Genomic DNA, 12,818 nt, shown 5'->3' with positions numbered 1-12,818 from the left:
GGGCGCTGGGGGAGGGGGTGCGGGTGGCGGGCTGGCGCGCCGACCCCCTGGGCGGCCTGCGGGTGGCGCTGGTGGAGGGCCTCGAGGAGCCGCCTCCCCCCAGCCCCTGGCCCGCGCTCGAGCCCGGCGCCCTGGGCGAGGCCGAGCTGCGCCCGTGGGTGCTGCGGGGCGTCTACGAGCGCCTGCAGAGCGGCCAGGGCCGCTTCATGGCCGATTTGCGCCCCGTGACCGCGCTCTTCCTGGCCTTCGACGGCATCGGCTACGACGAGGACGACGACGCGGGCATCCTGCTCGACGCCTACGTCCGCCGGGTCCAGGCCGTCGTCGCGCGCTACGGGGGCAGCCTGATCCAGCTCACCTTCGGGGACAAGGGCAGCTACCTCTACGCCGCCTTCGGGGCGCCGGTCGCCCACGACGACGACGCGGCGAAGGCGGTGACGGTGGCGCTGCAGCTGCTCGAGCCCCCGCCCAACCTCTCCTTCGTCCACTCCGTGCGCGCCGGGGTGGCCGAGGGCCAGATGTACACCGGCGCCTACGGCAGCGCCCTGCGCCGCACCTACGGGGCGCTGGGGGACAAGACCAACCTCGCCGGGCTGGGCCAGGTGGTCGGCCGCCGCCAGCACGTCGAGGGTGCCCCCGGCGATGGCGTCGATGCGCTGGATGCCGGGGTCGCCCAGGGCGAAGCGGCGCACCGGGCCCGTCGCCACCGCGGCCCGGATCGCCAGGGTGGCCGCGCCGCCCTCGAGGGGCACCGTCGCCACGGCGGGCATCGCCCGCTGCATCGCCAGCGCCGCCGCCAGGGCCCGCGCGCCGGCGTCGTGGTCGAACCAGGAGGTGAAGGCGTCGCCGCTGAAGCCCACCACGCTGCCGCCGTAGCGGTGGACCTCGGCGATGAGGACGTCGTAGACGGCGTTGAGCCGGTGGGTGAGCTCCTCAGCCCCCCGCTGGGGGCCCAGGGCCTGCGCCAGGGTCTCGGTCAGGCGGGTGAAGCCGGAGATGTCCACCGACAGCGCGGCGCCCCGGGTCCGGTCCGGCAGGCCCACCCCCCGGGCCAGCGCCTGCCGGCGGTCGGCCGGGAGGTAGGCGGCTAGGGCTTCCATGGCCCCAGGACCGGAGAATTCGGATGGCCCACAATTCTACACCTCGCTGGAATCGCTGACCCGTCCAGTCTACATCACAACGCGCACGCCCGGGCGGCTCGGGGGCGGGCGGCTCGAGCGATCGGGGAGAGTCTGAACTCGTACGGGCCCTGAGCACTTAGGGAGTGATCGGTAACGCCATGTCCGCCCTCGTTGGCCGGGCTTGCCGTGCCCGTGGCGTGGCACACGCCTCAGCCGCCCCCAGCGAGCCTCAAGTTCGTGACCGGAACGTGGGGCAGTCCGTGGGGGGTCATCCGTCACAGAAAAAATCCTTCTCGTGCCTGGACTGAGGTTCGCCTATGCGTAGGAAACGTTAAAACTATGTCGCAGCAACCTTTTCACCGCAGCCCTGCTCGGCGCGACCGACCGGTTTTCGGCACCCTGCCGCGGCCGCTGGCCTGCACTTTGTGGGCGCACCCGTACTACCCCACCCTTTTGGCTTCGGGCGCTGGGAAAGGTTCTAGCGAAAGTGAATTGGCTAGGTCTGTGCGTCCTTTAGGAGCCGTTCAAGCCGGTGCCGGCCGGGGCTGTCTTGAATCACTTTTCGCTGATTGTCCCTAATCTGGCAGGAGCGTTGCGCTTTTGTTGCGGTCGAGAAGTAGCTTCGGCTTACTTCCGCGGCAAATCCTGGCCGACGGAGGTTTACGCTTCAACCCGTCAGAAGTCACCGATCAAGGAGGTGAGCCAAGACCGCGTGATCTACACCCCCGCCGATCTCCAAAACGCAGGTTGTCGCCCCTCACGAGGCGCAGACGCCCGAGTTGGCCTGTTTCGTTCCGTACGCGCGTCGCACCCCGATATGGTTCAGCTCCCGATAGTCACTTCAACCAAAACACGGGTTTTGTTGACACGCGCAACGGGCGGACGGCTGTTTTTTATAGTTCCGTCTCACGCCCGGCACCCCGGGGGCCAACAGCCGCCGGGAAAGCATGAGCCACGAGCACAACTGTTTGGTTTAAGCACTGCGCCCGTTCTCGAGCGAGTGAATGAAAGACAAGGCTACGGATCGTTTTGGCTGTTTACCCCGTGGAATGGCTATGACACCCCACACTGCCGATAGCACGGAAGAAATTAGCCTCGAGCGCTTAATCCCGCTGCTGCTACGGGCCATCCGGTGGGCCCTACCGGCGGCTTTGCTGAGCGCTACCGTCACTTACTTCGCTCTCAAGCAACAACCCCTCGTGTACGAGTCGGCCAGCAGCCTGGTGGCCGTTCAACCTGGCCCACTGGGCTCCGCCGGCTCCTTCACCACCCCGCTGGTCAGCGTGGCCCCCCTGGACCCCCAGGCCTACAAGGAGGCGGCGCTCAGCACACAAGTTCTCGGCCAGGCGCTGGCGATGGCCGGGGAGCCGGAGGGCCCGCAGGCCCTGATGCGGTTGCGTCAAGCCGCCAAGGTCAGGACCGTGGATGGGCGCCAGTCCAGCATCATCACGCTGCGCGTGAGGGACCGGGACCCGGCGAGAGCCGCGCGGCTAGCCAACGCCTGGGCGGCCGCGCTACGGGGCTGGGAGGACCAGCGCGCCCGCGAGCACTTCACCCGCTACCGGCGCTCAGTGGAGGCCCAGCTCGAGGCCATCCTCACCGAGATCCGCCAGGCCCGCCAGCTCAAGGACCCCGACCGCCTGCGCAGCCTGGACGCGCTGCGCGGCAACCTGGCGCGCGACCGCGACCTCGCCCACGCCCTGGAGGAGAGCGCCGTAGGCTTGCTCGCCCTGCTGGAACACGCACAAGTTCCCCTCGCGCCCTCCGCACCCCGGCCGCTCCTCGGCGGGGCTGCGGCCGCGGTTATCGCCTCTTTGCTGTTTTTCGGGTTCGTCCTCCTCCGGGAAGCCCTGGTCCGGGCAGTCCGGGACTCGGAGGAGGCCGCCCGGGTGACCGGCCTGCCGGTCCTGGGCGAGTTCCCCAGGATGCCGCCCAACGGCAAGCGCGAGCTGCCCGCCGAGGCCGCCGCCTTCCTGCGCACCGGCGTCCACCACGCCCTCGCCGACAGGCACCCCAAGGTGGTCCTGGTGACGAGCCCGGAGAAGGCCGAGGGCAAGTCGAGCGTGGCCATCGCCTTGGCCCGCGCCTACGCCCGCGCCGACCTCCCGACGCTGCTCGTCGACGCCGACCTGCGCAGGCCGGTGGTGCACCGCGAGTTCGGGATCGCGAAGGGGTGGGACCTGGTCGAGAGCCTCAGGGACTTCACCTACTCCGTCCACGCGCACCCGGTGGCGCCCAACCTCGAGGTGCTCCCCTGCCTCGAGGCCCCGGAGAACCCGGCCGAGCTGCTGGCCGAGCACTGGCGCGACTTCCTCAACAACCTCGTCCACACCGGCCGGTACAAGGTCGTCGTCGTCGACTCCCCCCCGGCCCTGGCCGTCAGCGACGCCCTGATCCTCGCGCCCCACGCCTCCGGGGTGCTGGTGGCCGTCAGCGAGGGGGCGACCGACCGCAAGCGCCTGGAGGCCACCCTCGAGGTGCTGTCGCGGGTGGGGGCGAGGGTCGTGGGGCTAGCCATGACCAACCTGCGGCGCGGGCCGGCGGCCTCCGGGCAGTTCACCTACGGCTACGGGTACGGCTACGGCCCCGTAGCCGTAGCCGACCGGAAGGAGCATAAGGGCCTGCCTAAGGCCGGCGGCCCCAAGTCCTCCTAGCCGACCGGGAGGACCGCAGGCCGACCAGATCAACAACCGCGCCGCACGGGGAGCCCTGCCCAGCCCCCGACCCGTCAGATTCTATTTTTATACTTATCACTTGCGTTTTAGGAGCTAAATATGTTATCATCGTAATCAGCAGAAGGCATACGGAGCAGACCGACGCCACGGCGTTGCGGGGTGGGCAGGCACCCCGGCGGGCCGGCCGTCATCCAGGAGGTCCCATGCGACGGGAAGTCACCCCCTCTCGAGAGCAGGAAGACCCCGCTCGAGCCCCCGGCCGCGCGGCCCGACCCCACCCCCACGTCCCGCCCGGGCTCGACGAGCCATTCCCGGGCTCGAGCGAGTGGTTCGCGGGGTGGTGCCCCGAGCCCGACGACCCGCCCTTGAGGGGACAAGCCGTGAACCTGCACCTGCGGCGCCAAGGAGGCAGCAGATGAGGAAAACCCGCTCCAAAGACGGCACCGTCATCGCGTTCGACCGGTCGGGCCAGGGCCCGGGGGTCATCCTCGTAGCGGGTTCCCTGCAGTACCGAGCCTTCGATCAGGGGATGGCCCGGCTGGCCCAACTGCTGGCGCCCTGCTTCACCGTGGTCAGCTACGACCGCAGGGGGAGGGGCGACAGCACGGACACGCCGCCCTACTCACTCGAGCGGGAGGTGGAGGACATCGAGGCCCTCATCGAGGAGGTCGGGGGCTCGGCGTTCTTGTGCGGGATCTCCTCGGGGGCCGCGCTGGCGATGGAAGCGGCCATCCGCTTGCCGGGCAAGGTCAGGAAGCTGGCCATGTACGAGCCCCCGTACAGCGACGACCCGGCTTCCAGGCAGTCGTGGAAGGCCTACACCCGCGAACTCGAGGCCTTGCTCGACGCCGGCCGGCGGGGGGAGGCGGTGGCGCTGTTCATGGGGCTGGTAGGGGCCACCGGCCAACAGATCGACGAGGTGCGCCACAGCCCCGTATGGCCGCTGTTCGAATCCGTCGCGCCCACCCTGGCCTACGACCACATCGCCATCCTGGGCGCGGAGGCCGGGGTGCCCGCCGGGCGAGCCGCCCAGGTGAGGGTGCCTGCCCTGGTGATGGACGGCGGGGCGAGCTTCCCCTTCATGCACGTCACCGCGCTGGCGCTGGCCGAGGCGATCCCCAATGCCCGGCACCTTACCCTCGATGGCCAGACCCACGAGGTGACGGCCGAGGCCTTGGCCCCCGTGCTGGTCGAGTTTTTCAGCGGTTAAGACGTGCTTGTGCCGCGGCCTCAGGCCCCGGAGCGCCGCTGCCAGCGGCACATCTTGCCCTGCCCACCGCGGGCTTAAGCGGTGCTTGCCGGGAAGCGACGAGGGCCGGGGGACAGCCCCCGGCCCCGGCGCGGGGTGGTTTACCCCCGAGGCGGGATGTTCTGGTTGCGCCGGAAGAGGTTGCCGGGGTCGTAGCGGCGCTTGACGGCCACCAGCCGTTCCCAGGTCGGGCCGGGGTAGGCCGCGCGGACCCGCTCGGCCCCCTCGTCGCCCAGGAAGTTGACGTAGGCGCCGCCGTCGCCCTGGCGCAGGGCCGCCGCGAAGCCCTTCACCCAGGCCTCCTGCTCGGCCCGGTCGTGGGGGCCGTAGAAGGCGGCGACGTTGGCCATGACGCGGCGGCCGCGGTGGGCGAAGGCGGTGGCCCCGGCGCTCACGCGGGCCATCGCCCCGCCCAGCACCCGAAGCTGCGCCACCCGCACGGCGGCGGTGGAGGAGCGGAGGTGCTCGAGGACCGTCTCGGCCACGCCCCGGTCAACCGCGTCGAGGAACATCGTGCGCGCCACCGCCGTCGGGCGGTAGCCCTCCTCCTCCGGCGGGTAGAGCTCGGGGTAGCGCATGGGGCGCAGCAGGTCCGCGAGGGGCGGGGCCAGCCTGCGGAAGGGGGCCAGGGCCCGCTCCCCGGCCTCGGCGTCGCCCGCGTAGGCCATCAGGGCCATCACCACCAGCTTGCCGTGGTGCTCGGCGGGCACGAAGGGCAGCGGCGGGGCGGGCATCACGTTGACGATGGCCGACAGCTCCTCGGGCGCGGCCTCGGCCTCGGCGATGAAGCCGGCGATGACCCCGGGCGTGGCCGGGAGCAGGAGCACCCCGCCCACCACGGCGTCCACCGGGTGCAGCCGGAACTTGAAGCGGGTCACGACCCCGAAGTTGCCCCCGCCCCCGCGGAGGGCCCAGAAGAGGTCGGGGTGGTGCTCCTCGTCGGCGTAGAGGAGCTGCCCGTCGGCGGTCACGACCTCGGCGGCGAGCAGGCTGTCGACGGTGAGGCCGTGCTTGCGCACCAGGTAGCCGATCCCCCCGCCCAGGGTGATCCCCCCGATCCCCACCGATCCGGTGTCGCCGAACCCGGTCGCCAGGCCGTGCGCCCCGGTGGCCTCGGTGTACTCGCCCGCGGTCAGGCCGGCCTCGGCCCAGGCCGTGCGAGCCTCCACGTCGACGTCCAGGGCCTTCATGCCGCGCAGGTCGAGCACGACGCCCCCCTCGACGGTGCTGTGACCGGCGGCGCTGTGCCCCCCGCCGCGGACGGCGAGCTCGAGGCCGCTCTCCCGCGCGAACTCGACGGCCCGGGCCACGTCCTCGGCGTTCGCGGCCCGCAGGATCACCGCCGGCCGGGCGTCGATGCCGCCCATGAAGACGGCGCGGGCCTCGTCGTAGCCCGGGTCGTGCGGCTCGATGACCCGGCCGGTGAAGCTCTCGCGCAGCCGGGAAATGGGGAGGGCGGGGTGGGCCTGGGCCGAGGGGGAGTGAGGTTCGTTCGCCATGAAATTTCCTCCTGCTCTTGCTCGAAGGGCCATTCTCCTGTCTGTGGCATACTGGTTATATCTATTACGATGATAACATATCAAGGTTCTAATTTGCAATCCTTTACTACGGAAACCGTAGTCTAGTGCGGCCATCCCGCGGAGGAGCCCCGATGGCCGGTGCGCCTAGCTCCCGCAACCCTGCCGCCCCTTGCGCCCTGCCGAGCGGGAGAAGAGCACGTCCAGCAGCGTCCGCCACCCCTCCTTCACCCGCTCGCGCGCCAAGCGGCGCAGCATCGCCCGGTGGAGCCGCTCCTGCTCGAGGCGCTCGAGGATCGCGCGGCCGAGGTCGGTCATAGGGCCCTCCTGCGGCCCCGCGGTGTCGCCGCCGCTGCGCCCAGGGCCGCTCCCTGGGGCAGCCCCGCGCCCACTCGGTGCAGGTTAGCGGCTGTGCCCTGGCCGCGCCTCGGGCTTAAGGCGGAGGCGGAACTGCGGGCCGGGCGGACAGGAACAGGGGGCTTAGGTCCGGGGCGCTCGAGGCCCGGTCGGCGCCAAGCGTTCTCGTTCATGCCTCGAGGTTAGGCCCGGCCGCCGCCGCGGGGGAATGGCCCGGTTAAGGGAGTTCAGGCATATTCGCCTCACGGCGTGAGGGCTAACTTGGTCACATGAGCCGCCGGAAGAAATCCCTCGACTCCAAGGACCTCACCATCCTGCGGGCTCTACGGGAGAACGCCCGCCTGCCCTACAAGGAGCTGGCCGAGCGCCTGGGCATGGCGGTGCCCAGCGCGATCGAGCGGGTGCGCCGCCTCGAGGACGCCGGGGTGATCACCGGCTACCGCGCCGAGGTGGACCCGGCCGCGCTGGGTCTGCCGGTGGCGGCCTGGGTGCGCCTGAGCGACCTGCGCGGCGACCCGGAGGCGCTGGCCCGCGCCCTGCCGCGCATGCCCGAAGTGCAGCAGGCCTACCGCTCGACCGGCGACGCCTGCTACGTGCTGCTGCTGCGGGTGGCCTCGCTGGAGCACCTCGAGCGCCTCCTCGACTCCCTTGGCCGCTACGGCCAGACGCACACCGCGCTGGTGGTCTCGGCGGTGCTCGAGGGCCCGACCCTTCCGCCGCCTGGGGATTAAGCCCGTGGGCATGGGAGCCGGGCGGGAGGCCCGGCCCCGCCCTCGCTGCCGGGCGGCGGCGGAACAAGGCCGCAGAGTTGTAGCGTTGATTGGCGGAGATCGCAGCGAGATCCTCAGCGTGGCTGGAGGTTGACGCTCAGAGCTCCCCGTACCCCATCCGGTGGCTCTCCCCTACTCGGCCACGCGCCTCGCGCCACTCGTGGGCCAGCAGCGAGCAGCAGGCCATGTCCACGAAGCCATGAGCCCGCCGCAGTCCCAGGGTTGCGAGGAACGCCTTTGGCCGTGAATCCCCCCTTCAAACCCGTAGTTCGGCACCGTCCACGGCAGGCGCTGGCGTTGGCGCCTCCCAGTCCACCGTGTAACCGTAGATCGGCTGTGCTGCCCTTTCAGCGGCCCGGAGAAACACCGGCATCAGCAGGTCTCGGACCCGGCCCATGACCGGGTGGGGAATCTTGAGGTCGCCGTTACGCCGGGACTGCCGCACGACCTGCTCCACCCGCCCCTTCCGCAGCCTTTGGAAGGCGGCGAGGGCCGGCTCGAGGCCCCGTATGTCCCGCAGGCATTTGGCCAGCACAGCGGCGTCCTCCAGGGCCAGCGAGGCCCCCTGCCCGGCGGAGGGTGAGGTGGCGTGGGCGGCGTCCCCGACCAGGCAGACGGGGCCTTTGTGCCAAGCGGGCAGGGAGGGCATGTCGCGGAGGGGCCACTTGCCCAACCCCTCCGCCTCGGTCGAGCGGATGATCTCCACGACCGGAGCCGGGTCGCCCGCGTGCAGTTCCAGCAGCCGCTGTTTCCACACCGCCGGGGCGATGGCCTTCAGCTCCTCGCGGGTGGGTTCTCTGGCCCAGGGCACGTTGCTGAACCAGTACACCTCGCCGGAGGGCCTGACCACGTAGCCGAAAAAGGCCTTATGGCCGAAGATCATGTGCTGAGGGCCGCTGTGGGCACGCAGGCTGGGCAAGAAGGTAAAGCCCCCCGTGTCCACCAAGCCGGTGTAGCGGGGTCCGGGGGACTGGGGGAGGATGATCCGACGGGTGCTGGAGTTGATCCCGTCGGCCCCCACCAACACCTCCCCCTCTGCGCTGGTGCCGCCCGCGAAGCGCGCGACTACGCCCTCCTGGCCCAAAACCTCGAGGCCCTCCAGCCGCCGCCCGTAATGGACGGGGATCCCCTGGCGCGCCACCTCGCCCTGCAACACCCGGAAGATCTGCGCGCGCTTGAGGACTTGGCCCCGCGCCCCGTAGCGCTCCAGGTCGCTCCGGTTATCGAGTTCGCCGATCCGCCGGCCTTTTTGGTTGTAGAAGACCATCCCGGTGGCCGGGAAGCCGTCTTGCTCGAGGGGGCGGTCGAGCCCGAGCTCCTTCAGCACCTTCACCCCGTTGGGGGCCAGGTACAAGAAGGCCCCAGCATCCACCCCGAGCGCGCTCCTGGCCTCGTAGATCTCCGGATCGAAACCCGCCCGTTTGAGGAACAGCGCCAACGCCGTCCCCGCGAAACCGCTGCCGATAATGAGCACCTTTCTTACCATCATTAAGCCTCCTTCTGACTGGCCGTGGACGAGCCGCGAGGGCGTTCATGCTCCCGCCTCGGTGATAGAATCTCAGCAGCTAAGTAGGCTTACCCTCTAACTATCTTAGCAGCTAAGATGTTTAGAAGGTAAGAGAAATGGGAGGCCATGTCAACCCCGAGACGTGAAGAGCTGCTCGAGCGCTTCTACCAGGAGATCAGCCGAAACAGCACCTGGACGGTGATCTACCACCAGGCCGTCGCTGCCAAGCTGGGGCTCAACCCCACCGACCTCAAGTGCGCCGGTCTCCTGCGCGAGACCGGCCCCGTCACCGCCGGCGAGCTCGCTGACCTGATGGCCCTGACCACCGGGGCCGTGACCGGGGTGATTGACCGCCTGGAGAAGGCGGGCCTGGTCGAGCGGCGGAAAGACCCCGCCGACCGCAGGAGGGTGGTCGTCCAGCTCACCTCCGACCCCGCGCGGCTGGCCGAGGGCGAGAAGGTGTTCAGCTCGTTGCGGGAGGCCACGGCCAAGGAGCTGACCGCGCGCTTCACCGACGAGCAGCTTCAGACCATTCTCGAGTTCATTAGCGCGAGCACCCGGATCATGCAGCAGGAGACGGCCAAGCTGCGCGAGGGCAACCCCGCCGCGAAGTAGCGGGCCTCCTCGGCGTGGGTCGTGCGGGGTGCGGCCAGCGCCGACAGGCACGTCCCCGCTCTGCCGCGTCCCCGTCGCCCTCCGGCCGCCCTGACCGGGGGCCCTATTGACAACCCGACGAGCAGGGTCTATATTCAAGGCACAAAAACGATTTCGGAAACGATTTTGGCACGTCACCCACGCCACGTTGTCGAAAGGGGGTCATGAACACACGCGTCTCCATCCAGGATGTGGCCCAGCTCGCCGGGGTCGCCGTGAGCACGGTCTCCAGGGTGCTCAACGGCTACCGCGACGTGTCCGAGGAGACCCGGGCCAAGGTGCAGCGCGCCGTCGAGCAGCTCGGCTACCGGCCCAACCAGGCCGCCCGCACCTTCCGCACCGGCAAGACCCAGTCGGTCTCGGTCCTGCTGCCCATGATCGGCACCGACTTTTATAACCGCCTGATCAACGGCATCGACCAGGGGCTCGCCCAGCGTGACTATGACGCCGGGCTCTTCCCCCTGCTGAGCCCGCGCCGCCTCGAGCGCTACCGCAACCCCTCCGCACCCCCCTACAACGCCGACGGCCTGATCCTGGCCTCGCTCAACCCCGACCGCCTCTTCGAAGGCGGCAAGATCCCGGCTGCCCTCCCCACCGTCCTCGTCGACATCGCCCACACCGCTTACGACAGCGTGACGGTGGACCACGTCGAGGGGGGTTACCTCGCGGGCCGGCACCTCCTCGAGCGCCCCGCCCCGACCTTCGTGGTCATGATCGAGGAGCGCTTCGACACCCCCTTCGCCAGCGGCGTCTTCCGCGAGCGCCTCAGGGGTTTCCGCCGGGCCCTGGAGGAGGGCCCGGTCGAGCTGCCCAAGGACCACGTCGTCACCGTAGAGTTCAGTTGGGATGGCGGGCGCCTGGCGGCCCAGGAGATTCTGCGCCGGCTTGACGGCCCGGCCAATATCTTCGCCACCTGCGACCTGCTGGCCCAGGGGCTCATCGACGAGTTCGCCCACAAGGGCATCAAGGTCGGGGGCGAGGTGCGGCTGGTGGGCTACGACGACCAGCCCTGGGCCGAGGCCTACGGGCTGTCGACCGTGAAGCAGCCCATCGAGTCGATGGGGGGGCTGGCCGCGCGGCTACTGCTGCAACGGCTCGAGCGCCCCACCGCCGAGGTCACCCACCGGGTGCTCAGCCCGCGGCTGGTGGTGCGGGAGTCGTCCAGGGTCTAGGGGTGAGGCGCTTGCCGGGGCTGAAGCTCACGCCGCCAGGGAGCCGCCGATCGTATATAAACCCGCTGTCGAGAAGGAGGAAGGTATGAAAGCACACTGGCTCAAGGCGATCGCAACCACCGCCGTCGCGCTCCTCAGCCTGGGCACGGCGCAGAAGCTCACCTTCTGGCACTACTGGGACGGGGCCAACGGGCAGGTCCTGCAGGGCCTCATCGAGCGCTACCAGAAGGAGCACCCCGGGGTGACCATCGAGGCGGTGTTCGTGCCCGGCGGGGAGTTGCTGACCAAGCTGCAGACCGCCATCACCGCCCGGCAGACCCCCACCATGGCCATCTCCGACCTTGTGGCCATGCCCCTGCTCACCCGCAGCGGCGCGCTGGCCCCGCTCGACGGTTACATCCGCCAGAGCAACCTCAACCTCGCCGATTACTTCCCCGGTCCCCTGGTCTACGGGCTCTACCAGGGCAAGCGCTACAGCCTGCCGGTGAGCGCTTCCAACCTCGGGCTGTTCTGGAATAAGAACCTCTTCCGGGCTGCCGGGCTCGACCCCAACCGCCCCCCGCGCAACTGGGACGAGCTCTTGCGCTACGCCAGGCAGATCAAGGAGAAGACCGGCAAGTGGGGCCTCGAGCTCTTCACCCAGGGCGGCGAGGGCACCACCTGGCAGACCCAGGTGTACTTCTGGGGTGCGGGGGCCGAGTTCCTGGGCGCCAACAACACCGCCCCGGCCTTCAACTCGGCCCAGGGCGTGCGGGCCCTGCAGTTCCTGGTGGACCTGGTGCAGAAGGAGAAGGTGGCCCCCGTGGCCCCGTGGGGCCTCTTCGGGCGCGGCGAGGCCGCGATGGTGATGGACGGCTCGTGGATGACGCAGTTCTTCCCGCAGCAGGTGAACTTCGAGCTCGGGGCGGCCGCCTTCCCCTTCGCCCCGGGCGGGCGCCCGGCCACCAACATGGGCGGCGAGCAGATCTTCATCTTCCAGAACGCCGACGCGGCCACGGCCACGGCCGCCTGGGACTTCATCAACTGGTTCAGCAGCACGCCCGTGCAGGTGGAGTGGGACCGGGGCACCGGCTTCCTGCCGGTGCGCCGCTCGGTGGCGAACGACCCGGCCTACCGGGCCTGGGTGAGCAACGCCCGCCCCCTCATGCGGCCCTTCGTCGACTCGATGGCCTTCGCCAAGCCCCGCCCGCCGGTGGCCCGCTACCCCCAGATCTCCGACGTCTTCGCCCGGTACATCCAGGAAGCGCTGCTGGGGCGCCTGAGCCCCAAGGAGGCGCTCGACCGCGCGGCCCAGGAAGTCACGCCGCTGCTGCGCTAGCGCTGAGGAGCTTGCGGTGAGCGAGGTTCGCCTCCAGCAAACGCCTTCCAGAGCCTCGCGGTGGGGGCGAACCCTGGGCGAGTGGCCCGCTGTCCTGTTCTTCCTGCTGCCCACGGTGGCGGTGCTGGGTACCTTCAACTTCTACCCGGCGCTCTACTCGCTCTACCTATCGCTCTTCGAGTGGAACGGCCTCTCCCCCACCCGCGAGTTCGTGGGGCTGGCCAACTACGCGCGGCTGCTGGCCTCCGGGGAGTTCTGGAATTCGCTCCGGGTCACCCTGCTCTACGCGGGCGGGGTGACCCTCCTAGCGCTGGCTGTCGGCCTGGGGGTGGCCGTGCTGCTCAACCAGCCCATCCGGGGGCAGGCCGTCTACCGGGTGCTCTACTTCCTGCCGGTGATCACCCCCACCGTGGCCAGCGGGGTGGTGTGGAAGTACCTCTTCGACCCCACCCAGGGGGTGGTGAACCGGGGGCTGGCG

General features: G+C 70.1%; 12 protein-coding genes. 9 read left to right on the top strand and 3 right to left on the bottom strand.

Features of this window, described 5'->3' with window-relative positions; translation table 11 throughout:
* The 4 genes from Mterra_RS13320 to Mterra_RS13310 all read left to right on the top strand — a co-directional run.
* A partial coding sequence (locus tag Mterra_RS13320) for a nucleotidyl cyclase domain-containing protein (RefSeq protein WP_218022935.1) occupies positions 1-1,091 on the top strand: 1,091 nt, incomplete at its 5' end.
* Positions 1,092-2,176: 1,085 nt separating this feature from the next.
* Entirely contained in the window at positions 2,177-3,775 is a 1,599-nt protein-coding gene (locus tag Mterra_RS13315) for a tyrosine-protein kinase domain-containing protein (protein ID WP_170159664.1), read from the top strand.
* Positions 3,776-3,999: 224 nt separating this feature from the next.
* Positions 4,000-4,215, top strand: a complete 216-nt coding sequence (locus Mterra_RS21960) for a hypothetical protein (protein WP_147372778.1) — start codon at positions 4,000-4,002, stop codon at positions 4,213-4,215.
* Entirely contained in the window at positions 4,212-5,006 is a 795-nt protein-coding gene (locus Mterra_RS13310; RefSeq protein ID WP_119315622.1) for an alpha/beta fold hydrolase, read from the top strand. The genes Mterra_RS21960 and Mterra_RS13310 overlap by 4 nt, the downstream gene beginning before the upstream one ends.
* 140 nt (positions 5,007-5,146) lie before the next feature.
* Here Mterra_RS13310 and Mterra_RS13305 read toward each other — a convergent pair whose 3' ends face one another.
* Together Mterra_RS13305 and Mterra_RS22390 are read right to left on the bottom strand one after the other, a co-directional pair.
* On the bottom strand, positions 5,147-6,544 hold the full coding sequence (locus tag Mterra_RS13305) for an FAD-binding oxidoreductase (protein ID WP_245971628.1): 1,398 nt from the start codon (positions 6,542-6,544) through the stop codon (positions 5,147-5,149).
* A 165-nt stretch (positions 6,545-6,709) separates the two neighbouring features.
* Positions 6,710-6,880 (bottom strand): hypothetical protein, encoded by a 171-nt coding sequence (locus Mterra_RS22390; RefSeq protein ID WP_170159663.1) that lies wholly within the window; start codon positions 6,878-6,880, stop codon positions 6,710-6,712.
* A gap of 308 nt (positions 6,881-7,188) precedes the next feature.
* On the opposite strand from Mterra_RS22390, the gene Mterra_RS13300 reads away from it, so the two are divergent.
* Entirely contained in the window at positions 7,189-7,650 is a 462-nt protein-coding gene (locus Mterra_RS13300) for an Lrp/AsnC family transcriptional regulator (RefSeq protein ID WP_119315621.1), read from the top strand.
* A 295-nt stretch (positions 7,651-7,945) separates the two neighbouring features.
* On the opposite strand, the gene Mterra_RS13295 is transcribed toward Mterra_RS13300, so the two are convergent.
* Complete coding sequence (locus tag Mterra_RS13295; protein ID WP_119315620.1) at positions 7,946-9,178, bottom strand: FAD-dependent oxidoreductase; 1,233 nt, start codon at positions 9,176-9,178, stop codon at positions 7,946-7,948.
* Between the two features lie 144 nt (positions 9,179-9,322).
* On the opposite strand from Mterra_RS13295, the gene Mterra_RS13290 reads away from it, so the two are divergent.
* The 4 genes from Mterra_RS13290 to Mterra_RS13275 form a co-directional block, all read left to right on the top strand.
* On the top strand, positions 9,323-9,811 hold the full coding sequence (locus Mterra_RS13290) for a MarR family winged helix-turn-helix transcriptional regulator (RefSeq protein ID WP_119315619.1): 489 nt from the start codon (positions 9,323-9,325) through the stop codon (positions 9,809-9,811).
* A 203-nt stretch (positions 9,812-10,014) separates the two neighbouring features.
* On the top strand, positions 10,015-11,022 hold the full coding sequence (locus Mterra_RS13285) for a LacI family DNA-binding transcriptional regulator (RefSeq protein WP_119315618.1): 1,008 nt from the start codon (positions 10,015-10,017) through the stop codon (positions 11,020-11,022).
* Positions 11,023-11,107: 85 nt separating this feature from the next.
* Complete coding sequence (locus Mterra_RS13280) at positions 11,108-12,340, top strand: ABC transporter substrate-binding protein (RefSeq protein ID WP_119315617.1); 1,233 nt, start codon at positions 11,108-11,110, stop codon at positions 12,338-12,340.
* Between the two features lie 16 nt (positions 12,341-12,356).
* A partial coding sequence (locus Mterra_RS13275; RefSeq protein ID WP_218022934.1) for a carbohydrate ABC transporter permease occupies positions 12,357-12,818 on the top strand: 462 nt, incomplete at its 3' end.

It is taken from the genome of Calidithermus terrae (assembly GCF_003574345.1).
Lineage (GTDB): Bacteria > Deinococcota > Deinococci > Deinococcales > Thermaceae > Calidithermus > Calidithermus chliarophilus.
This window is presented reverse-complemented; position numbering and strand designations above follow the sequence as displayed.

Coding starts and splice junctions, on each gene's coding strand:
- Mterra_RS13280 (WP_119315617.1), top strand. CDS start 11,108: ATGAAAGCACACTGGCTCAAGGCGATCGCAACCACCGCCGTCGCGCTC.
- Mterra_RS13310 (WP_119315622.1), top strand. CDS start 4,212: ATGAGGAAAACCCGCTCCAAAGACGGCACCGTCATCGCGTTCGACCGG.
- Mterra_RS21960 (WP_147372778.1), top strand. CDS start 4,000: ATGCGACGGGAAGTCACCCCCTCTCGAGAGCAGGAAGACCCCGCTCGA.
- Mterra_RS13295 (WP_119315620.1), bottom strand. CDS start 9,178: ATGATGGTAAGAAAGGTGCTCATTATCGGCAGCGGTTTCGCGGGGACG.
- Mterra_RS13285 (WP_119315618.1), top strand. CDS start 10,015: ATGAACACACGCGTCTCCATCCAGGATGTGGCCCAGCTCGCCGGGGTC.
- Mterra_RS13300 (WP_119315621.1), top strand. CDS start 7,189: ATGAGCCGCCGGAAGAAATCCCTCGACTCCAAGGACCTCACCATCCTG.
- Mterra_RS13305 (WP_245971628.1), bottom strand. CDS start 6,544: ATGGCGAACGAACCTCACTCCCCCTCGGCCCAGGCCCACCCCGCCCTC.
- Mterra_RS22390 (WP_170159663.1), bottom strand. CDS start 6,880: ATGACCGACCTCGGCCGCGCGATCCTCGAGCGCCTCGAGCAGGAGCGG.
- Mterra_RS13290 (WP_119315619.1), top strand. CDS start 9,323: ATGTCAACCCCGAGACGTGAAGAGCTGCTCGAGCGCTTCTACCAGGAG.
- Mterra_RS13315 (WP_170159664.1), top strand. CDS start 2,177: ATGACACCCCACACTGCCGATAGCACGGAAGAAATTAGCCTCGAGCGC.